The organism is uncultured Nisaea sp. (genome assembly GCF_963974195.1).
Classification (GTDB): Bacteria; Pseudomonadota; Alphaproteobacteria; order Thalassobaculales; family Thalassobaculaceae; genus Nisaea.
Genome location: NZ_CAXBDC010000003.1, coordinates 37889 through 57859, shown reverse-complemented (window position 1 = coordinate 57859; position 19971 = coordinate 37889). Strand labels below are relative to the sequence as shown.

Sequence of the window (19971 nt, the reverse complement as noted above, 5' to 3'; positions counted from 1 at the left end):
AGGAAACAAAAATGAGTGATACGCCGAAAACATTGCTCCAGATGGCCGGTGTGCCGAATACGCCGCCGGCCATGGAAGACGCGGTTCTGTTGCTGATCGATGCACAGAACGAATATATCAGTGGCGCCCTGGCTTTGCCGGGGGCTGCGCCGGCAGTCGATGTGCTGGCGTCAGTGCTGGTGAAGGCGCGGGCGGTTGGCGCCCCGGTCGTGCATGTCCGCCACAAGGGCAATCCGGGCGGGGCGTTCGATCCGGAAGCGGACCGGTTTGAAATCATCGACGCGGTCGCGCCGCATGCTGGCGAAGGGGTCGTCGACAAGAAGCTGCCGAATGCCTTCGCAGGCACCAACCTGCAGGCCGTTCTGGAAGCGACAGGACGCAAGAAGCTGATCATTGGCGGGTTCATGACGCATATGTGTGTCAGCTCGACCACCCGCGCGGCTCTGGATCTGGGCTGGAGCTCGGCGGTGATTTCGGATGGTTGCGCGACCCGCTCCCTGCCGAGCCCGACAGGCGGCAAGGTGGTCGAGGCAGAGATGTTGCATGAAGCCAGTCTGGCCGGGCTTTCGGACCGGTTTGCGATTATCGCGCCGGGCTCTGCTTTCTAGGAACAAAACCTATTTGTAGTAGTGCGCCTTCAGGCTGTTTGTGATGGCGATCAGCTGCGGATCGCTCATGTGCTCGAACTGCACATGGACGCCATTTTCGGTACTGCTGACGACCCGGGCCGCCACCTTTCCGGCTTCCGGAATGTTCAGCTCGATCTCGGTATCCGGCCGGATCGGCCAATCCGCCACGATATAGGCGCCGCCGATGGACCGGTCCTCAATGGCGCAATCGACTTCCTTGCCGTCGATCCGGAAGATGGAAATATCGCGGCGCGGCTCTCTCAGGTCGCGCCGCCGGTCTCCATCCTGAGGCAGGTCGACAAGCAGCCGGAGCGCCGTGAGCTCATGCAGCAGGTCGGCGACCTGGGACGCCATGTTTTCGTCCTCGACCTTGCCGAGCAGGCGTTCGGCCTGCCCCTGTACGCTGGAAAGTCCCTCTGAAAGAGTCTTGGTCTGTTCCTGGCGCAGCTCTGGCACGGTTGCTTCCTCTCACTCTGGTGAGATCATTGATCTACCCAGAGTGAGTATTCGCATGTTTTTTCGATCTGTACAGGCCGACGGTTGATTGCGCTCAGCCGCCGGTTGGCATTTTAAATGGGCAGAGCGCCTCATAGGCGGCGCTCGCCTGCAGGACCTTGTCCTCGCGATATTTGGCCGCGACGATCTGCAATCCGGCAGGCAAGCCCTCGCTGGTGAAGCCGCAAGGCACGGATGCGGCCGGATGCTGTGACAGGTTGAACGGGTAGGTGAAGGCGGTCCATTCGGTCCAGCGCCGCATGCCGGAGCCGGTCGGAACCTCTAGCCCGGCATCGAAAGCCGCGGTCGGCATGGCGGGGGTCACCAGCAAGTCGTAACGGTCCAGCAGCTGGTTCACTTCAAGGCCAAGTGCTTCGCGGGCCTGAATGCCGTCCTGATAATCGGGAAGCGTGATTTCAAGGCCTTCTAGACAAACTTCGGCAAAGCCGGGATCGAGCATCTCGCGCTGCTCTGGGCTGAGTGTCCTGTAGGCATTGGCGGCACCGGTAAACCAGTGAAGCCTGAATGTTTCGGCGGAAGAGGAATAGTCGAGATCGACTTCCTCGATATGGGCGCCGAGTTCGCCGAGACGTTTCACCGCCGCGGAGACCAGTACGGCAATCTCCGGATCGACTTTCGCAAATCCCAGATCCGGGCTGTAGGCAACACGCATGCCCCGGACTGATTTACCGGAGAGCTGCCGGAAATCGCATCCGTCATCGGGGGCGGTGTACCAGTCCATGACATGAAGACCGCTCATCACGGTCAGCATCAGGGCGGCATCCGCGACAGTTCGCGTCATCGGGCCGGCATGGGAAACCGTGCCCATTACGCTGGCGGGATATTGCGGCACACGCCCGAAGGTCGGCTTGAGACCGAAGATACCGCTATAGGCTGCCGGAATACGGATCGAGCCGCCGCCGTCTGTTCCCTGGTTCAGCGCGCCCATACCGAGAGCCGTCGCCACAGCCGCGCCGCCGGAGGAGCCGCCGGGGGTCTTCTCCGGGTTCCAGGGATTGCGGGTAATGCCGGTGAGCGGGCTGTCGGTCACGCCTTTCCAGCCATATTCCGGTGTCGTGGTCTTGCCCATGAAGACGGCACCATGGTCGCGCAGACGGGCAACGAAGGGCGAGTCAGTGGCGCTCCTGAAATCCGGATCGCTGGTCTTGGAGCCGCGCCGGACCGGCCAGCCTTTTACCTCGGCCAGATCCTTGATCGTTGTCGGCACACCGTCGACGATACCGAGCGGCGTTCCGGCTTTCCAGCGTGCCTCGGAGGCTTTCGCGGACGCCAGCGTTGCATCCTCATCGATGTGGACAAAGGCGTTATAGGCCTCGTTGTGTTTTCCGATCTGATCCAGTGACGCCTGCGCGGCCTCGACCGGGGAGATGGTTCCGGCGGCATAGGCTTGGACCAGATCGGTCGCACTCATCATCGCGAGATCGCGGCTCATACTATTGCTCCTGCACTTAAAACTGTTCAGCTGACCGGTGAGGGCCAACTGGAATCCCTGAATTCCTGAATCTCGAAACGGTAAGAGCCGATACCCCGGAAAAAGGCCGAATAGACGTTGAAGGTCTCGCTGTATGCGGGCGGGGCATCGAAGACGACGCCTCTGGCTTTCATGCGCTCATAGAAACCGTCCACGTCACTGGAGACGAAAGAAATGGTGACCGCCGGATCTTCCGCTGGCGGACGGTTTGTACAAATGCCCAGGAAGGCATTCGGCGCCACTTCGTAGATATGACAGCGGTCATTCTGATTGAGGGCGAGACGAAACCCCAGGACGTCACCGAGAAAGGCGGAGGCGGATGCGAGATCCTCGGTATAGATAAAGGACAGCATCTGGCCGATTGATGACATGTCTTGTAGCGCTCCCGGGGGGCCGTGGTGAAGGAGGCGGGCCACGGCAAAATCGACTGAAGCGGGAGTTTAGGACGCGAAATAATCCGGACGCAATTCGATCATGCAAACAAGCTGTTATTCATACGGGGTGATGGCGTCCGCCTCGAGACTGTAGCCGACTTCCGCCAGGTCCGTTTGCTCTTCCAGAATGCCGAGTACGCCGCTGACATAGACCGGCTCGAACATCTCGCGCGGATTATAGGATTGCGCGATCCGGACCAGAATAAGCTGGTTCGGTGGTGGCGGCGGGACGTGGATGCAGGCGCCGACATAGGGAACGAGGATGAGCTCGTTCACGCCTTCGCCATTGTAATCCAGGGGGATGATGTATCCGGGAATGCGGATTCTGGTTCCGGCAAGCTCCCGGACAACATCATTACCGACCATGCTTTGTTCCGGGGGAGGGCCGCTATTGTCGAACAGCGATGTGCTCTTGTCCGCAGGCTGAGGAGCGCTGGCTGCGGGGATGAGGTCTTCCCAGAGGATGTCGCGCGGCTTTCCCGAGGCACCTGCCGGGTAAGCCCGCATCAGGAATGTCATGGCCGTCGCTGCGGTCATGCGCAGTGCGGTCCGGCGGTTGAATGTGAAATCTTTCATACCACTCTCCTCATTGCCGGACGGTCATGCCGTCGGCCAGGGACATCCGGTAGGCACCGATGGCGGGAATGAGGCCCGAAAGAATACCGGCACACACAAATCCGCCCAAAATCAGAAGCTCTCTTGCCGAGGGTAACGAGAATGGCAGGTATAGCCCATAGGCTTGATCGACAATCGGGCCGGCGATCAGCAGTCCGGCAAGGAACAGGAACGTTCCGGCGAGGGCCCCGGCGAGGGCGAGGGTTCCGGCTTCCAGGACCATCAGACAGCCAACTGTCCTGGGGCCCGCACCAACGGCCCTGAGAATGGCCATTTCCCGACGCCGTTCGGACAAGCTGGACAGGATCGCGGCCACCATGCCGATCAGGGCGGTAAGAACCACCATGCCGGAAACGCCCGCCAGTGCCGACTCGGCAACGCCGATCAGGGACCAGAGTTCCTGCAACGCCACACCGGGCAGGACGGCGAGCAGGGGTTCCTCGGGATACTCGTTGATCCGGCGCTGCAGGCTGAAGGTCTTCAGCTTGGAGGTCACGCCAACCAGCACGGCCGTGATGCTTTTCGGCGTCAGGTCCATGGCCCGAACGTCATCGGCGCTGGTGGAATGGCCGGGCGTACGTGCGCCGCTTTGCCAGTCGACATGAATGGCCTCAATCGCCTTGAGAGTGACATGGACTGTGCGGTCGACCGGCGTGCCGGTCTTGGCGAGGATGCCGGAAACCCGGAACGGCATGTCCTCGTGTTTGGTGAAACCGACCGCTCCGAGGCCGTGCGCCACGACAATCGGATCGCCGACCTTGTAGCCGAGATCGGCAGCGACATCGGCGCCGAGGACGGCGTCGAAAAGATCGTTGAAGCGTTCGCCCTTGGCAAGGATCAGGGGAGCGTTGCCGCGAAACCGGTAATGCTCGAAATAGGCATCGGTTGTGCCCATGACGCGAAACCCGCGATGGCTGTCGCCAAGGGAGATCGGCACGGTCCAGGCCACTTCCGGCCGGTCGGCGATGTCGCGGTAGCTTTCCCAGGTAATGTTGTTGGTGGCGTTGCCGATCCGGAAAACAGAATAAAGCAGCAACTGTACGCTGCCACTGCGGGCGCCAACGATCAGGTCGGTGCCGGCGATGGTATTCGCGAAACTCGCGCGGGCGCCGGTTCTGACGCGCTCGACCCCGAGGAAGAGGGCGATGCTGATGGCGAGCGCGAGAATGGTCAGCAGTGCGGTCGAGCGCCGGTTCGCCAGGGATTGCAGGCTAAGACGCAACAGCATCATGCATTTCCTCGTGGTTCTGAATGTCGGTCAGGCGGATGACGCGATCGAACCAGCCGGACAGGCTCTCGTCGTGACTGACCATGAGGAGTGATGATCCACTTCGGTCCAATTGCTTGAAGACCAGTTCAAGAAAGGCTTGCTGGGACTCTCCGTCGAGAGCGGAAGTCGGCTCGTCCGCGATCACCAGTTCGGGATCGCCGATCAGGGCTCTGGCGGCGGCGACCCGTTGTTGCTGGCCGGAGCTGAGAAGGGAGGCGGCCTGCCCCTTCTGGATGTCTTCCGGCAATCCGAGCGCGGTCAGCAGCCGTGCTGCGGCCACATCGTCGCTTTCCGTCTCCCGGACCCGGCTCGCCCGGCTCGGGGCGAAGCTGAGGCCGAGACGGACATTGTCCAGGGCGGAAGCATAGGGCAGCAGGTTGAACATCTGGAAGATGACGCCGAGATGTTCCGCCCGGAACCGGTCGCGCTGTGCCGAGGAGAGGGAGCCAAGGTCCGCTCCAAGCAAGTCGATCCGGCCTTTTTGCGGCCGGATGATGCCGGAAATCAGGCCGAGCAGGGTTGATTTTCCTCCCCCGGACGGGCCGAGCAGCAAAACCCGCTCGGCCCTTTCAATCCGGAACCGGTCGACCCCGAACCGGAACGCGCTGCCCGGCCACTGGAAGGTGACATGTTCCAGCAGGACAGTCGGCGATGCCGGTGGGGTGGATGGTTCGGTCATGGCTCTCAGTCCAGTGTCAGTGCCGGCTGGTCGGGGCTCACTTCAAACTGGAACTGACCTTTTGGCGAGACGATTTGCACGTCAAGTTCCTCGCTGTTCGGAAACTGCTTGAAGAAGGGAAAGGAGAACCCGCTGATCTTGGTGGTGTCGGTACAGGTGAACCGGTAGTTCACATGGAATTCCATATGTTCGCCGTCATGATCTGCATCCTCGGTCTTTTTATCATGATCATGGTCTTCCCCCTCGAGGAAACGGGCCTCCTTGAGGGTGCAGCCTGCTTCACCGGTGACTTGGAACAAGGCATCTCCCTTGGAGAGTTTGGCTTTGCCCGCATCGAAGATCTCGTGCTGCTCCGCGGTTTCGGGCGGGTGCTCGAAGCCGACGATATCCGCGCCCGGGATTTCAATCTCCATCTCGATCATTGAGCCTTCGATGGCGATGGTGAGTTGACCATGGCCATGCTCGTGCGCGTCAGCGTGGCGCGTTTCACTGGCGGCGGCCATCGTGCTCGACGCGGTCAGCACTACCGCGAGGAAGAGGGGAAGTCGGGTCATTTGCGAAGCTCCTGGGAGGGAAGATCGGGATAATTAATGAATGTTATAACGTTACATTTTTATCTTGTGATCAACCCTTTTCTTTGAACTCCGGTTTTACGGCTGAATTTTGATCTGGGAGCCTTCACGCGGGGTGCAGTCCCCGCTAAGCCACTGTTGAACCATGCTTTCCTTGCAAGCAGCCCAGGGACGGTCAATGCCGCCACCGATCTCTTCCTGATAGATCGTCGCGAAGACGATCACCAGCAGGACGGCGGCTAGGATCCACATATTACGGCTCATGGCTTCGCTCCTCTGTTCGCCCCATCAGGTGGGAAGTCTTGGATGGCGAGAAAAGGGTTAACGCTGCATTTTCCTATTCGGCCCACTCGACAATATGATCCGGCAGCTTGTCGTCCGGTACATATTTCTCGGAGACGGCCCGGCCCCGGACGGATATTCCGGCCACATGCACCATGTCCGGGTCGCCACAGACAAGATGATGCCAGTGCGGCAAATCCCGTCCTTCCTTCACAAGGCGGTAAGCGCAGGTGGAGGGCATCCAGATAAGATCTTCCAGCACCTCGGGCGTCAGTATGACGCAGTCGGGAACCTTCGCCTTGCGGTTCGGATAATCCCCGCACTGACAGGACTGGCAGTCGAGCAGGGTGCAGGCGACGTCGGTGTAATGCAGATCGTCGGTCACATCGTCGATCAGCTTGACGAGGCAGCACTTGCCGCAGCCGTCGCACAGGGCTTCCCACTGCGACGGGCTCATCTGCTCCAGCGGTGTGGTTTTCCAGTAAGGCGTTTCTGCCGCGTGCTGATCTACAGCCATTCAGTCCTTGTCCGCGATTTTCGCCAGCACCGGGAGGAAATGTTCCCGGAAAGCCGCCGGATTCTCCGACATCGGGAAATGTCCCATGCCGGCCATGATGATCGCTTCCGCACCGGGAATACGCTCTGCCGTGCGCAGCGTGTCTTCCGGCGTGCAGGAGTAATCATATTCTCCGGTCATCAGATAGACGGGACAGTGCCCCGTGTCGATGGTGCTGCTCTCCCGGGCATAGTCGCTGTCGGTCCGGTAGAAGTGCATATCGCCCTTAAAGACCTCCGGCCCGCCTTGGTAATAGTGCCAGAGAGTCTCCCAGCGGAATTCATCCGGGCTTTGCGGCGCGACAAGGCCGGAGACCAGGGCCGCGCAAAAATCGCCGCGCAGGAATTCCGGGCTTTCCAGCCAGCTGTTATCGTACCAGGGCGAGGGGCTGTCCGAGCCTTCAAGCCCGATAACGCCACGCAGGGCCTTACCCTGTTCCTGCGCCAGCCGGACCACGACCCGCCCGCCCATGGAGCAGCCCATGACAACCGGCCGCTCAAGCTGCATTGCCTGCGAGAAGGCCGCGATTGCCGCGACATAGAACTGGCTGGTCAGTTTATAGTCCTCAGCCTCCCAGCCGACCGGCGGGTTCGACTTGCCATGCCAGGGAAGATCGAAGGCAATGACCCGGAACCGGTCCGTTACCGCCTCGTCGCACATCAGGTGACGGTACTGGCTGGAATGCGCTCCGGCTGTGTGCAGGCAGAGCAGCGGGATGCCGCTGCCGGCTTCCTCGAAATAGATCCGGTAGGGCCGTCCCTCGATATCGAGATGGACATAGCGTCCGGTAATCGGCTCGATCCGCGCGCTCATTGGCCTGTCTCCCGGCGAAGCTGGCGTGGCAGGGCCAGAAGCTCCTTCACGTAGCGCAGGTTATGCAGCAGGGGCGCCGTGTTACCCTCAAGGCTGGCATGGCCGTAGCGTGTCATCGCGAACAGATCCTGATAGCCCGGCGGCGGCATGTCGGAGCTGAACACGTCCCAGACTTCCTTTGGTGCCCGGATGGCGAAATCCCAGCTCCGCATCTTGAACGGGCCGATCTCGACTGCCGTTACCTGGCCGCTTTCGACCGTGACATGATAGGGCGTGTCACCGACTTCCAGCAGGAAGCGGGCATGCATGTAACGCCCGATACGCTGCAGGTCCGGTCGCGCCGCGACAGCGTCTTTCAAGCAGTCGAACATGGAATTTCTCCTTACTTTGGGGAGCTTGACCTCAATAAACGGTACGGCCGCCGGACACATCGAAACAGGCGCCGGTGCTGAAACTGCATTCCTCGGAGAGCAGCCAGCACACCATCGAGGCGCATTCCTCGGCGGTGCCGAGACGCTTCAACGGGCTTTTAGAGATCATGACCTCCACATGCGCCGGATCCATCCGGTCCACCATCTCTGTGTCGAGGGCGGCGGGGGCCACCGAATTGACCAGCACACCGGTGCCAGCCAGCTCCTTGCCCATGGATTTGGTGAGTGCGATGACGCCGGCCTTGGCGGCACTGTAGGCGGGGGCGTTCGGGGTGCCTTCCTTGCCCGCGAGCGATGCGATATTCACAATCCGGCCGTAGCCGCGCCCGACCATGCCGGGAGCGATGGTCTTGGAACAAAGAAAGACGCCCGTCAGATCGACATTCAGCACACGCTGCCAGTCGGCCAATGTGTAGTCGATTGTGGAAACGGTCGGCCCCGCGATGCCGGCACTGTTCACCAGCAGGTCGATCGGACCAAGTGCGCCGGTTGCCGATGCATGCGCTATGCAGACGTCGGATTCGGACGATACGTCGACCACAGTGGTGATCAGCTTCCCCGATGCGCCTATAGCGTCGGCCGCGGCAGCGAGCGCGTCACGGTCCTGATCCCAGAGGGCGACTTTTCCCCCATTTTCCAGAAGGCGTATGGCAACGGCGAGACCGATGCCCTTTGCGCCGCCCGTCACAATCGCGGTGCGGCCGCTGAATTCCCCATCCTTCAAGGCGTTTCTCCCAAACGCGTTTTGTAACCCGGGCTCGTGACGGCCCGTTTGTTACCCAGTCTCGGTCGTTATTTTGCGGAGAGCGTGAATTCCCCCTCGCGAATGCGGTCAGGCCATTCGGCGACCATGTCCGCGACGGCTTGCTCTCCGTAATTCTCGATCATGTCCGTCAAGGCAGCAAAGATCGCCGACGAGGCGACCATTTCAGGGGCGCAGCCACTATCGACCGCTTCATCCCAGGCCTCGAGGATAAGTTTCAGGGCAATGCGTTTCTGTTCGTCATCCGGCAAAATTCCGGCATCCGAATCCGACATGTGTATCTCCAGCAAGTCTTCGGGGCCTGCTCCAGGGGGAGCTGGCCGGTGTTTTCGTGTTGCTTGAGGCTGGCGCCTGCCGAACGCTAGACTGAAAAGATAAACAGTGGGAGGAAAAACATGTCGAAAAATCATGACTTCTTGCATCACGCCGGTGACGAGCATCCATTCGTTGCGCGTGGTCTGAGAAACTATTTCGAGTATCGCGATCTGGGAATCGAAGAGGCATCGAAAGGCGATGTCGTCTCGCATGTCATTCGTGCCAGGGAAGGTCACAATGCGACCGGTGCCTGGCATGTGCATGATTGCAAGTTCCAGATGTTTTATGTGCTGAAAGGGTGGGCCCGCTTCGAGTATGAGGGGCAGGGCATACACACCATGAAGGCGGGCGACTGCGTTATGCAGCCGCCGATGATCAAACATCGGGAGATCGAACATTCGGCTGATCTTGAACTTATCGAAGTGGTCGCCCCGGCCGATTTCAAAACCTACGAGGTTGACGGACCCGACGCCTGACGCCTCTGGTTCGACCTATGTCTGATCGGCCGATGGTGAAACCTCCTATCGGGGCGATGTCGGCCGATCTTTCCTGGAACGAAGGCGATGCGCCTTTTTCCGAACGTTTCGGGGATGTTTATTTTTCAGCGAAAGACGGGCTCGCGGAAGCCCGGCAGACCTTTCTTGAGGGCAATGGCCTGCCGTCGGCATGGGCCGGGCGTGACACTTTCACTATTGGGGAAACCGGTTTCGGAACCGGCCTTAATTTCTGCGCGACGGTTCAATTGTGGCTGGAGACCCGGCCTCCGAGCGGCCTGCTGCATTATGTCGGCATCGAAGGTTTCCCGCTCGATGCGGGTGAGTGTTTCAGGGCGCTGACGCGCTGGCCGGAGCTTACCCCGCTCGCGTCAGCATTGCGGGACCGCTATCCCGATCCCGTGCCTGGGATGCACCGGATTCATTTCGACGAATGGGGCGTCATCCTGACGCTGGCAATCGGTGAGGCCGGGAAGATGCTGTCCGCAGTGCATGGACGGATCGATGCCTGGTTCCTGGATGGCTTCGCGCCGTTAAAAAATCCCGAGATGTGGAGTGATGCGGTCCTCGCCACGGCTGTCTCGCTGACGGCTCCGGGCGGAATCCTGACGACCGTTACCGGGGCTGGCGTCGTTCAGCGCAGGCTTGCCGCGATGGGACTGGAGGTCAGAGAAGTGTCCGGGGGCGGGCGCAAGCGGGACATGGTGACGGCGAGGAAATCGCCGGAGCAGTTGGAGGTGCGCGATAAGCGGGCGCGGCTGTCCGCGCGGGCTGTGCCGGTGCGTGAGCGGTCACGACGGGACCGGATTGCTATTGTTGGCGGGGGCATCGCGGGCGCATCCCTGATCAGGGCATTGCGGCGGCGCGGCATGGAACCGGTTCTGTATGACCGTGCCGGGCCCGGGGCGGGCGCCTCCGGCAACGCCTATGCACTTGTGGCACCACGACTGGATGCGGGAGACAGCGCTGTCGCGCTGTTTTTTGCGGCGGCTTACCGGTACGCGGTTGCGCAATATAGCGAGGGGGACGGGTGGGATCCGTGCGGCGTGCTTGTCATGCTGGAAGATGAAGAGGCGCTGCTAAGGGCCGAAAAGGCCCGGGGTTTTGCGTGGCAACCGGCTGCTGGCGGCAGGTTGCTCGACCGGGACGCGGCCAGTCTGACGGCGGGAATAGAGCTGGATTGTCCGGGCCTGTTCTATCGGTCGGCGGGGCTTTTGCAGCCCGTGCGCCTGCTCCGCGACTGGATCGGCTCAACCACGGTCATCAAGGCCAATATCGATCGCGTTTCACGAACGGCCCAGGGGTATTCCCTGCTGGATTCACATGGTGATGTTGCAGGTGAGGCGGATGCCGTCATTCTTGCCGCGGGTGATGGCAACCGGCACTTTGACGACACGCGCTGGATCCCGTTAACCCCTGTGCGGGGGCAGGTTTCCGAGGTTCCGGCCAAGGATGCGGGGCGGGCCGTGAAATGCGCCCTGTCCTGGAGTGGTTATCTTTCTCCGGTACGGGGCGGGCGCCACATGCTTGGCGCGACCAACGATAGAACCAACACTATCGGTGACGACTGGGACCGGGTTGTGCTTGACGAGGACCATCGCCACAACCACGGAAATATGCCGGATTACATGGCCCATCTCGTTGATGAACCTGATGCCTCATGGACCGGGCGTGCCCGATTGCGGGCGGCGACGCCGGATCGCGTTCCCCTGTTTGGCGCCATTCCTGACGTTGCCGGTCTGGCTGATGCGTTTCGCCGCCCGGCAGGCCGGGGCTATGTAACTTTCCCGGATGGCGACCTGCTGATCCTTGGGGGGCTGGGCTCGCGCGGCTTTGTTTCCGCACCGCTTGCTGCTGAACTGCTCGTCGCCAGACTGTTAGGGGAAGTCTGGCCGGCGGAAGAGGCTCTCGGCATCACCGGCGATCCGGCCAGGTTCGCGAGCAGAGCCCACAGGCATGCGCGCATTGAAGAACTTCTGGGCTGATCTGCCGTTTAGAATGGTAATTTTAACCTTTAAAAGAGGAATTTCTGAAAGCTTGGAGCTCTGCGGTCTTTGCCGCTTGATAAGATCTTAACCAAGCAGATAGCGGTATTTTCGCAGCGGAACGAGGAAGGGAAACAGGGTGAAGGATTCGACCAAGTCGACAAGCGGGATCTCATCCGGTCTCCGTGCGCGCCTTACCGCTTCGCCGCTGATCGTCTCCGGGCTGGCTTTTATCGTCGTTCTTTCTGCAACGTTGTTTGCCCAGTTCACAATTGAAACGCGCAGCGACGAAGAGCAGGCAGCACATCATGCCTTTGCGCGTGCGCATATCGGCCAAAACCTGAAAAACTATCTTGAAGCCCGTTTCCGTGCCGTCAACGTCATAGCCATGACCTTGGGAAAAGAGGGCAGGGCGCCGAGCGAAAGAGAGTTCGCCGACCTGGCCCAGCCCTTTCATGGAGATTTCAGTGGTGTTCAGGCGGTTAACTGGGTTGATCGGCAGGGTACGGCGCGTTGGATTGTCCCTCTGGCTGGGAATGAGCCGGTGAAAGACAGGGATCTGACAGCCCTTGTCATTCCGAACGAGGCTATCACCGCAGCGCGCTCCGACGGCCGGCCTCACGCCACGCCACCGATAACATTGCTTCAGGGCGGGACGGGGGCCGCTGCTTATTTCCCCGTCAAACGGAATGGTGAAATTTTAGGTTTCATCAATGTGGTGTTCCGCTTTGCCGACCTCCTGGACAGCATTGCTGGTCTGGGCCCTCGAGGGTCCATCTCTGCCGCACTGCATTATGATGGAAAATATATTCTGTCTCAGTCAGAAGGGCCGCAGGGGAAGGTTTACAACTCTCTCTACTATGATCTGGATATTCTTGATCGTCCCTACCAGGTCGAAATCCGCTCCCATGACGTGGCCGTCAGCTACATCAACCCGATCCTGCTGATCATAATCGTCAACTTGTTGTTTGCAGGCGCGATTTATCTGTTGGTGAAGCAGATTGGTTTGTTGGCCAGGAGCGAGGCCCGGTTCCGCGATTATACCGAGATAGCTTTTGATTATCTTTGGGAGACAGATCCGGAGCAGAGGATCACATATTTGTCGCCTCGCTTCGAGGAAATCACCGAACGCCCGGCGAGGGAGTTCCTTGGCCGACGGCTGGGAGAATGCAAGATCCAAGCAGCTACGGACAGCCTTGCTGCGCATGTCGAGGTGATGGAAGACAAACAGCCGTTCGAGAATTTCATTTTCTCTTCTGAGAGCGAGGACGGAATAAAAACATGGATATCGTCCTCCGGAAAGCCGCGTTTCTCGGCAGGGGGGCGCTTTCTTGGCTACAGGGGAGCCGACCGGTCCATCGATGAGCAGGTTCGAACTGAAAGACGGTTGCGTCGCGCCTGGGAGCTGGCTGAAACAGCTAATCAGGCAAAGAGTAATTTCCTTGCCGGGATGAGCCATGAGCTGCGCACGCCGTTGAATTCGATCATAGGCTTCTCCGAAATCATTCGTGACCAGATGCTCGGCCCTGTCGGAAAGCCGCAATATGCTGAATATGCCAGCGATGTCGTGTCATCTGGCCGGCATCTGCTGTCGCTGGTTGATGACGTCCTCGACTTGTCAAAGATAGAATCCTCTACATTCGAACTTTCCGAAGACGAAATTGTGCTCGCCGATGCTTTTGAATTTGTTCGCCGCGGATTCAGGCGGCATGCGGAAGCTCGGGGAATCACGATTGATTTCGAAGTCGCGGACAATGCGGTCCGTATCCGCGCGGATACGCGGCTGGTACGTCAAATGGTAATGAACCTGGTCTCGAATGCCGTAAAATTCACGGATTATGGTGGCAAGATCAGGATCACTTCTGAGCGTGATGAAAACGGCTGCGTGCATGTGAAGGTGACCGATACGGGGATCGGTATTCCAGAAGAACATCTCGCACGTGTCTTTGAACCATTTGTCCAGGTCCGTGAGACGGCATTACTCAGTCACGAGGGGTCAGGCCTTGGTCTTTCGCTGGTGAAGCGGTTTATTGAGCTGCATGGCGGAACGATAGATCTTGAAAGCCGGGTTGATGAGGGGACTTCCGTCGATCTTGGTTTCCCCCGAAACCGCTCACTTTGACGCTGTTTTAGCGTCTATATGACTTATGTCTCTTTAATTGTATTAAAATCCTAATGGTCATGAATGGCGTTAACCTATAGGGTGTACTTCACTCTTCAAAGTTATCAATGACCCAATGAAATTCCGTCTTTTCTTTCTCCCTCCCTATTCCAAGGCTTGAAGGTTTAGCGTGGCTAATAGAAATAAATCTTGCCTCGTTCGTCGTCATTTTCGTTTGCGCGATGCAAATGGGAATGAGCTGCGGCGGTCTATCGCTCTTGAGCCGGGTTTCTGGTCCGCGCTGGATGATATGGCACCGGGCGATAAGCTGAGGGAGCTGATAGAGCGCTGCTTGACGGAACTGAGTGCCGAAGATTCCCTCGTATCAATCCTGCGCTGCACGGTGCTGAAGCATTATCGTGCGTTGTGTAATACGAGGCATGCGGAAATGAAATTAAGCGAGGCCGCCGGAAAAGAACGCAAGCAGCCCGGAATGAGAAGCTAGCTTCCTGTTTCGGGTAGGCGGGTGATGGTGCCGGTTGAGGGACTTGAACCCCCGACCCTCTGATTACAAATCAGATGCTCTACCAACTGAGCTAAACCGGCTATCAAAGTGCGCAGCGGAATATCGCGTTTCGACCCGATGGTCAACGGGATCGCCGTTCGGTAAGGCAAGTTTCTGGCCGGACTAAAATCCGGAAATGCCTTTTCCCGTGTTTCTATGGGTTTGAGACAACCAGGCGCGGCTTGGAAAAACGGGGCTGTGAGCCTGCGGCTACCACCGTTCGCGCGGCATCGACGAGACTCGTCACAGAAACTTTTTCCGAGCAAAGATTCTCCAGTGCCTGCGTTGCCCGTTGCAGCATGGAAATTTGAGTCTCGGAATATTCCGAGGCTTTATGGTTCGGAGCCGCAGCTTCTTCAAAACGCGTGACGAGTTCGGATATCAAGACGGAGACATCATGGATGGCGCGATCAAGCTCTGAGATATCGCCGTCACCGTCACCGGCTTTCAATTGATGCAGCCTGACGTTCAGTTCGAGCAATGAGTACACCTGATGGTGACGCACATAAAGCTCGCGTCCGCGCGGGTCCCGACTGTTTAATTCTAAACTTTCGAGCATCTAATGACTCCAAGCCAGGCTGTGGCCATCGTTTAAATTCCGCCAGGCGTTGCCGCCACACGGCGTTCCAAATTGCGTCTGTTTGGATTTTAGGCAGCAAAACGTGAATCGCTCGTGAATCACCGGGCAGGAAAATCGGGATAAAAACGGAGGGCTGACGGAATGTACTTCTTATGATCTTTTTATGTTTTTGTTTTGTTTCTTTTTGCATATCTCATTATGTCGATATGTGAGCTAATTTTTCCTGAAATTTGTAATTTAAACGCTGCCTCCAGCCGATTTGCATGAAATGGATTTAGGTCCCATATTTAATTGTGGCTTTTAGATCTGAAAGCCTATCTGGAAAGGATGTATCGTCCTTATCAATCAGCTGCGTGCCCTCAGGCAGCATTGATCCCGTCGAATTTGATGCGGCTGTGTTTATCAATTCTTAAACTGAATGATGGATAAGGTCGCGTGCCCCCGGTTAGAAAGAGCGCTTAATTCATGAGTGTCGATTTGCAGGACAAGAAGTCGGACAAGGCTGTAGTCGATGAGGATGCCCTCGACTCGCTGCATACCTTGCCACTCTCGATCATCCCTTTGCAGACGCCCGGTCTGAAAAAAGCTTTCATGATCAAGAATGCGCGGCTGGAAAGCGCCATTGAGCTGTTTCGTGACGGTGTTTCGGGAAGCGGTCAGGTTGAGGCAAAGGAACTGCACGGATATTTTCAGGATGTTGGGGGAGCGTTGTCTCACGATCTCATCATTCTGGAAAAACTCTCTTCGCTGGAATCGTTCGACGTCTATTCACTGCGTCTGGAACTGCGCAACCTGGATATCGGTTTCGAGGATTTTTCGGCACTGCAGCTCTCCGAAGCGAAGCGTGCCGAATTGACGGAATATATGCGCGCTTTCACGCGCCCGCTGATCCAGAGGGTCTATGGTGGGGATCAGTCAGAAGAGATCAGCGATGTCGGCGAGATCATCAAAATGGTCTCATCGCCAAACCGGAACGAGGCCGTGGCAAAGCTGAAGCGCCTTGCCGAAGAATTGAATACTGAATTGAGTGAGGTGCCGAAGTTCCTTGAGCGGTATGGAGATATTTTTCTCTCGCTGTCGTATTTCCGGAATTGCCTCGACAAGATCATGCAGCAAATCCCGACCTTTATTTCCTGGATGGAGGAGTTGCACAGCAACTACCAGATCCAGAATGACCGGAATCAGCTCAAGATTCTCAAGGACATAGAGTCGGACCTGAACGAAATTTCAACATCGCTCGTGGGCCGGTTTGAATATTTCAATCATCGTTCTCATGACTTTTGGGACAATATCAGCGCGGATTCATTTCAGTCTTTTCAGGAACTGGTCACCGCGCACCATGTCAGCATCGGTGCTGTGCTGTGTGGCCTTGCCGTGAAGATGAATCTCTACGAAGCCCGGTTTCCCAATCATGGTGGTGGGCCGGTGAAGCGTCTCGAGTTCATAAATTCCGAGATCAAACCCGGTCTGCAACGCATCAAGGATATTGAGCAGAAGGTCGGTGCGGTAAAATAAAGGGAAGCAACCCCGCCCGGGGATATGCTCTCTCAAAATGAAGGTTGGTCGCAACGATAAGTGGTAATGTCGATCCTCTACGGCCGAGGAACTTCTTTCAGATGACCGGATCGAACCTGATCGAGCCAAAAAGAACCAGTAATGCCGCAGCGCCAGACGCTGAAAACCGTGCACGGCTGCTACAGATCGCAGAACGGCTGGCAAAGCTTGGATACTGGCGCCTGGATCTCACGACTAATACCGTCTTCTGGTCCGAGTTCGTTTATCTGTTGCATGGCCTGGAGCCTGAATCGGGTTCCCCGGATCTGGAAGCGGCCCTGAATTCGTATCTTCCGGAAGACAGGCCAAAAGTCAGCAGAGCAATCGAAAACTGTGTGACGGCAGCAGAGCCTTTCGAGTTTTCTTTGCGAATCCGGCGCCCGGATGGCGCGGTCCGTAACGTGAGATCATGTGGCCTCCCGGAACTGGATCAACACGGGAATGTCATTGCCGTTATCGGCATTTTTCAGGATGTCACAAGTCAGGAAGACATAGAAAAAACTCATAGGACCAATGAGTTGTTGCGCCAGACGATTGACGCTCTCGATGAGGCGGTCAGTATTTACGATCCTGATGATCGCTATGTGTATGCCAATCCGAAATATTTCGATTTGTTCCCCTATCTGAAAGAGATCGAGGGGCTTGAGGGAAAATCCTTTGAGGAGGTGCTGCGCATCAGTTTGCAGAATCGTGTCGTCGACAGTCCTCTGGCCCTCAATGATCCGGAAGCTTACATCGCAGAGCGCTTGAGCGCGCGCAGGGACGTTCGGGGGGAACTCGGAGACAGGCGGCACAAGAGCGGGCGCTGGTATGCTGCCCGGGAATTCCGGACGGAGGTCGGCGCACATATCACGATGCGCCGCGATGTTACGGAGCAGCGCCTTGCCAGCCAGGAGCTGGAGCAAGCCAAGGAGCGGTTTGAGCTTGCGGTAACAGCAGGGGGAATCGGCGTTTGGGAATATGACCGGTCCGCCGACATTTTCTACTGGTCCAATTTTGCCTTGAGCATCCTGAGTGATGGTGCGGGATCGCAACCTGCCGGTATAGAGGCGCTCTTTGAAGCGGTCGTCCAGGAGGATGTCAGTCACTTCAAGGGCCAGTACTGGGCCTGTGTGACGCACCGGGCGGTAATGGATATAGAGATCCGGATGCGCTCTCCCGATGGTCAGATGAAATGGGTGCATTGGCGTGGCCGACCAATTGCCGATAATAAAGGCAAAATCGTCCGCATTGTGGGCTCGGTCGTCGATGTAACGCGAAGAAAGCTCGACCAGGAGCGCATCATCCGGAGTGAGGCCCGGCTGAGCGAGATCGCCAGAACGATTCCGGGTGTTCTGTGTCAATGGTCGCTCGGCGCTGACCGGGTTCCGCGTTTTTTCTATCTCAGTCCGAAGGTGATGGAAGTTTTCGGGTTCGAAGACGTGAGCCCAGAGAGCGTTTCCGCCAAATTTCTGCCAGTCACCGAAGATGAGGAAGCGGTAAAGACTGCCTTGGCGGCTTCTTTCCGGACTGGGGATGAGGTTCGCTTCGAGGCACGCTACGAATTGCCCCGGCGTGGAATACGCTGGATCCGGAATATGTCGGAAGTCGCGCGTGTTCTGGATGATCGGGTTGATTTCACCGGTGTCATGGTCGATGTCACGGAAATCAAGGAGGCCGAGAGCAAGATCCAGGAAAGCGAACGGCGTTTGGTGGACGCCATCGAGTCGATCAATGAGGCTTTCGCATATTTCGACAGCGGCGATTGTCTGATGATGTGCAACGAGACATACCGCAATCTGCGTCCAGCGATAGCGGATCGCATTGTGCCCGGGTTACGGTTTGAGACTTTCCTCGAACTCGTGGCGGAATGCGATCAAATTCCGATGAACTATGGTGGCAGAGAGGAATGGGTTAAAGAGCGCCTCAAAATGCACCGCAATCCGCATTTTGAACCCGTGCAGCAGGTATGGCAGGACGGGCGCGTTTATCTCGTCTCCGAACGCCTAACCAAGGAAGGCGGTACGGTTATCACTCTTACGGACATTTCCGATCTGAAACGCCGGGAGACAGCGCTTGAGGAAGCGCATGAGCGCTTATCAAACCAGCATGATGCGCTCGAAAAATTGGCAGAGGACCTCGATAATGCCCGGCGGGCCGCGGAAGCGGCGAATGACGCCAAATCGCAATTCCTGGCGATGATGAGTCATGAAATCCGGACGCCAATGACCGGGCTGCTGGGAATGGTGCAGATGCTCCGTGAGGAGGACCTCAATGCGGAGCAGCGGGGCTATCTTAATGTCTTGGGGCAATGTGCCGATACATTGCTGAGCCTTCTGAACGACATTCTGGACCTATCGAAAATCGAAGCCGGCCAGCTCACTCTGGAGAGCATAGAATTCGACCTGGAGCGTGCCGGACAGGAGGTTGTCTCCTTGTTCAGCGGGAGCGCCTCGGACAAGGGCCTGCGACTTCTTTATCGCATGCCGGAGGCCGCTATTCGTGCTGTGCGTGGCGATCCCCTGCGTTTCAAGCAGGTCCTCGCAAACCTGGTCAGTAACGCGATCAAGTTTACCGCTGAAGGCGAGGTCTCTCTCTCGCTGGATGCTGTTTTAGACGGAGACAAGGTCATGGTTTCGGGCCAGGTCTCCGATACTGGCATCGGTATTCCCGGAGAGGCAGTGTCCCGGCTGTTCAACAGGTTTGACCAGGTGGATACCTCGACCACGCGGAAGTATGGCGGCAGTGGCCTCGGTCTCTCTATCTGTCAGAGACTTCTGACCTCCATGGGAGGGAGCATCGAAGTGGAGTCGGCGGCGGGGGAGGGGAGTACATTCTCGTTCTCCCTTGCGCTCGATGCCCGCCTCATAGAAGGCGCTCCTGTTCCGGGCGATGGCGCGCCAGATACGGGCATGAAGCACGTTCATAAGGTCGATCCGGAAAGCACGCCAAGCCTGCGGATCCTGATTGCAGAAGACAACGCCCTCAATGCCGACCTGATCGCGATGATGCTGCAAAAATGGGGACACCAAGCGGACATTGCTCCAGATGGCAGAATGGCGGTGAACAAGGCGGATAGCACGGAGTTCGACCTGATTTTGATGGATATGCAAATGCCGGAACTTGACGGCCCGGACGCAACGCGTGAAATCCGTTCCGGCCACGGCCCGAACCGGGAGACGGCAATTGTCGGCTTATCCGCCGATGCGATGCTTGAGCACCGGACGCGATACCTTGAGGCGGGGCTGACCGATTTCGAGACGAAACCTGTTGACTGGGACCGGCTCCGGGAGCTGATCGCGCGGCTTTACGAACGTGGCTTAATGCCCCATCGCTGACACTCGTGACGAGGCTCAAGACTGCTGTT

At 57.9% G+C, this 19971-nt stretch carries 20 protein-coding genes and 1 tRNA gene; 6 read left to right on the top strand and 15 right to left on the bottom strand.

Translation table 11 applies throughout. From position 1 onward, the window contains the following. Positions 1-11 precede the first annotated feature (11 nt). On the top strand, positions 12-608 hold the full coding sequence (locus tag AAC126_RS01530) for a cysteine hydrolase family protein (protein ID WP_339849252.1): 597 nt from the start codon (positions 12-14) through the stop codon (positions 606-608). Between the two features lie 9 nt (positions 609-617). Here AAC126_RS01530 and AAC126_RS01525 read toward each other — a convergent pair whose 3' ends face one another. The 13 genes from AAC126_RS01525 to AAC126_RS01465 form a co-directional block, all read right to left on the bottom strand. Continuing rightward, positions 618-1085 carry a PilZ domain-containing protein gene (locus AAC126_RS01525; RefSeq protein WP_339849249.1) on the bottom strand — a complete coding sequence of 156 codons (468 nt, stop codon included), beginning with the start codon at positions 1083-1085 and terminating at the stop codon, positions 618-620. A gap of 94 nt (positions 1086-1179) precedes the next feature. Beyond that, a complete protein-coding gene (locus AAC126_RS01520) occupies positions 1180-2577 on the bottom strand; it encodes an amidase (protein WP_339849246.1) in 1398 nt (465 codons plus the stop codon). A 26-nt stretch (positions 2578-2603) separates the two neighbouring features. Further along, positions 2604-2987, bottom strand: a complete 384-nt coding sequence (locus AAC126_RS01515) for a VOC family protein (protein ID WP_339849243.1) — start codon at positions 2985-2987, stop codon at positions 2604-2606. A 117-nt stretch (positions 2988-3104) separates the two neighbouring features. Beyond that, positions 3105-3626 carry a DUF3299 domain-containing protein gene (locus tag AAC126_RS01510; RefSeq protein ID WP_339849241.1) on the bottom strand — a complete coding sequence of 174 codons (522 nt, stop codon included), beginning with the start codon at positions 3624-3626 and terminating at the stop codon, positions 3105-3107. A 10-nt stretch (positions 3627-3636) separates the two neighbouring features. Then, a complete protein-coding gene (locus tag AAC126_RS01505; RefSeq protein WP_339849238.1) occupies positions 3637-4893 on the bottom strand; it encodes an ABC transporter permease in 1257 nt (418 codons plus the stop codon). Next, positions 4877-5614 (bottom strand): ATP-binding cassette domain-containing protein, encoded by a 738-nt coding sequence (locus tag AAC126_RS01500; protein WP_339849236.1) that lies wholly within the window; start codon positions 5612-5614, stop codon positions 4877-4879. The genes AAC126_RS01505 and AAC126_RS01500 overlap by 17 nt, the downstream gene beginning before the upstream one ends. 5 nt (positions 5615-5619) lie before the next feature. Continuing rightward, the gene (locus tag AAC126_RS01495) at positions 5620-6168 is read right to left on the bottom strand and encodes a DUF2796 domain-containing protein (protein ID WP_339849233.1); all 549 of its coding nucleotides are present in this window, start codon (positions 6166-6168) and stop codon (positions 5620-5622) included. A 96-nt stretch (positions 6169-6264) separates the two neighbouring features. After that, positions 6265-6450: a hypothetical protein gene (locus tag AAC126_RS01490; protein ID WP_339849230.1), complete on the bottom strand. Its 186-nt coding sequence runs from the start codon at positions 6448-6450 to the stop codon at positions 6265-6267. A 73-nt stretch (positions 6451-6523) separates the two neighbouring features. Beyond that, positions 6524-6985, bottom strand: a complete 462-nt coding sequence (locus AAC126_RS01485) for a YcgN family cysteine cluster protein (protein ID WP_339849227.1) — start codon at positions 6983-6985, stop codon at positions 6524-6526. Further along, on the bottom strand, positions 6986-7837 hold the full coding sequence (locus AAC126_RS01480) for an alpha/beta hydrolase (RefSeq protein WP_339849224.1): 852 nt from the start codon (positions 7835-7837) through the stop codon (positions 6986-6988). Continuing rightward, a complete protein-coding gene (locus AAC126_RS01475) occupies positions 7834-8208 on the bottom strand; it encodes a hypothetical protein (protein ID WP_339849221.1) in 375 nt (124 codons plus the stop codon). Before AAC126_RS01475 ends, AAC126_RS01480 begins: the two co-directional genes overlap by 4 nt. A 31-nt stretch (positions 8209-8239) precedes the next feature. Then, on the bottom strand, positions 8240-8992 hold the full coding sequence (locus tag AAC126_RS01470) for an SDR family NAD(P)-dependent oxidoreductase (RefSeq protein ID WP_339849220.1): 753 nt from the start codon (positions 8990-8992) through the stop codon (positions 8240-8242). A gap of 68 nt (positions 8993-9060) precedes the next feature. Beyond that, on the bottom strand, positions 9061-9306 hold the full coding sequence (locus AAC126_RS01465; RefSeq protein WP_339849218.1) for a hypothetical protein: 246 nt from the start codon (positions 9304-9306) through the stop codon (positions 9061-9063). Positions 9307-9426: 120 nt separating this feature from the next. On the opposite strand from AAC126_RS01465, the gene AAC126_RS01460 reads away from it, so the two are divergent. The 3 genes from AAC126_RS01460 (at position 9427) to AAC126_RS01450 (ending at position 13947) form a co-directional block, all read left to right on the top strand. Next, complete coding sequence (locus AAC126_RS01460; protein WP_339849217.1) at positions 9427-9822, top strand: cupin domain-containing protein; 396 nt, start codon at positions 9427-9429, stop codon at positions 9820-9822. Positions 9823-9854: 32 nt separating this feature from the next. Further along, the gene (gene mnmC / locus AAC126_RS01455) at positions 9855-11825 is read left to right on the top strand and encodes an FAD-dependent 5-carboxymethylaminomethyl-2-thiouridine(34) oxidoreductase MnmC (RefSeq protein WP_339849215.1); all 1971 of its coding nucleotides are present in this window, start codon (positions 9855-9857) and stop codon (positions 11823-11825) included. Between the two features lie 139 nt (positions 11826-11964). Next, positions 11965-13947: an ATP-binding protein gene (locus AAC126_RS01450; protein WP_339849212.1), complete on the top strand. Its 1983-nt coding sequence runs from the start codon at positions 11965-11967 to the stop codon at positions 13945-13947. A 509-nt stretch (positions 13948-14456) separates the two neighbouring features. On the opposite strand, the gene AAC126_RS01445 is transcribed toward AAC126_RS01450, so the two are convergent. Next, positions 14457-14532: transfer RNA gene (locus tag AAC126_RS01445), tRNA-Thr, on the bottom strand. A 113-nt stretch (positions 14533-14645) separates the two neighbouring features. Continuing rightward, on the bottom strand, positions 14646-15050 hold the full coding sequence (locus AAC126_RS01440) for a hypothetical protein (RefSeq protein ID WP_339849209.1): 405 nt from the start codon (positions 15048-15050) through the stop codon (positions 14646-14648). A gap of 486 nt (positions 15051-15536) precedes the next feature. Here AAC126_RS01440 and AAC126_RS01435 point away from each other — a divergent pair, with 486 nt between their 5' ends. Together AAC126_RS01435 and AAC126_RS01430 are read left to right on the top strand one after the other, a co-directional pair. Further along, positions 15537-16586 carry a hypothetical protein gene (locus AAC126_RS01435; protein ID WP_339849206.1) on the top strand — a complete coding sequence of 350 codons (1050 nt, stop codon included), beginning with the start codon at positions 15537-15539 and terminating at the stop codon, positions 16584-16586. A gap of 101 nt (positions 16587-16687) precedes the next feature. Next, positions 16688-19942, top strand: coding sequence for a PAS domain-containing protein (locus tag AAC126_RS01430; RefSeq protein ID WP_339849203.1), 3255 nt, complete (start codon positions 16688-16690; stop codon positions 19940-19942). The last annotated feature ends 29 nt before the right edge of the window (positions 19943-19971 follow it).

Coding starts and splice junctions, on each gene's coding strand:
- AAC126_RS01480 (WP_339849224.1), bottom strand. CDS start 7,837: ATGAGCGCGCGGATCGAGCCGATTACCGGACGCTATGTCCATCTCGAT.
- AAC126_RS01500 (WP_339849236.1), bottom strand. CDS start 5,614: ATGACCGAACCATCCACCCCACCGGCATCGCCGACTGTCCTGCTGGAA.
- AAC126_RS01510 (WP_339849241.1), bottom strand. CDS start 3,626: ATGAAAGATTTCACATTCAACCGCCGGACCGCACTGCGCATGACCGCA.
- AAC126_RS01440 (WP_339849209.1), bottom strand. CDS start 15,050: ATGCTCGAAAGTTTAGAATTAAACAGTCGGGACCCGCGCGGACGCGAG.
- mnmC (WP_339849215.1), top strand. CDS start 9,855: ATGGTGAAACCTCCTATCGGGGCGATGTCGGCCGATCTTTCCTGGAAC.
- AAC126_RS01495 (WP_339849233.1), bottom strand. CDS start 6,168: ATGACCCGACTTCCCCTCTTCCTCGCGGTAGTGCTGACCGCGTCGAGC.
- AAC126_RS01465 (WP_339849218.1), bottom strand. CDS start 9,306: ATGTCGGATTCGGATGCCGGAATTTTGCCGGATGACGAACAGAAACGC.
- AAC126_RS01505 (WP_339849238.1), bottom strand. CDS start 4,893: ATGCTGTTGCGTCTTAGCCTGCAATCCCTGGCGAACCGGCGCTCGACC.
- AAC126_RS01515 (WP_339849243.1), bottom strand. CDS start 2,987: ATGTCATCAATCGGCCAGATGCTGTCCTTTATCTATACCGAGGATCTC.
- AAC126_RS01460 (WP_339849217.1), top strand. CDS start 9,427: ATGTCGAAAAATCATGACTTCTTGCATCACGCCGGTGACGAGCATCCA.
- AAC126_RS01520 (WP_339849246.1), bottom strand. CDS start 2,577: ATGAGCCGCGATCTCGCGATGATGAGTGCGACCGATCTGGTCCAAGCC.
- AAC126_RS01485 (WP_339849227.1), bottom strand. CDS start 6,985: ATGGCTGTAGATCAGCACGCGGCAGAAACGCCTTACTGGAAAACCACA.
- AAC126_RS01435 (WP_339849206.1), top strand. CDS start 15,537: ATGAGTGTCGATTTGCAGGACAAGAAGTCGGACAAGGCTGTAGTCGAT.
- AAC126_RS01490 (WP_339849230.1), bottom strand. CDS start 6,450: ATGAGCCGTAATATGTGGATCCTAGCCGCCGTCCTGCTGGTGATCGTC.
- AAC126_RS01475 (WP_339849221.1), bottom strand. CDS start 8,208: ATGTTCGACTGCTTGAAAGACGCTGTCGCGGCGCGACCGGACCTGCAG.
- AAC126_RS01530 (WP_339849252.1), top strand. CDS start 12: ATGAGTGATACGCCGAAAACATTGCTCCAGATGGCCGGTGTGCCGAAT.
- AAC126_RS01430 (WP_339849203.1), top strand. CDS start 16,688: ATGACCGGATCGAACCTGATCGAGCCAAAAAGAACCAGTAATGCCGCA.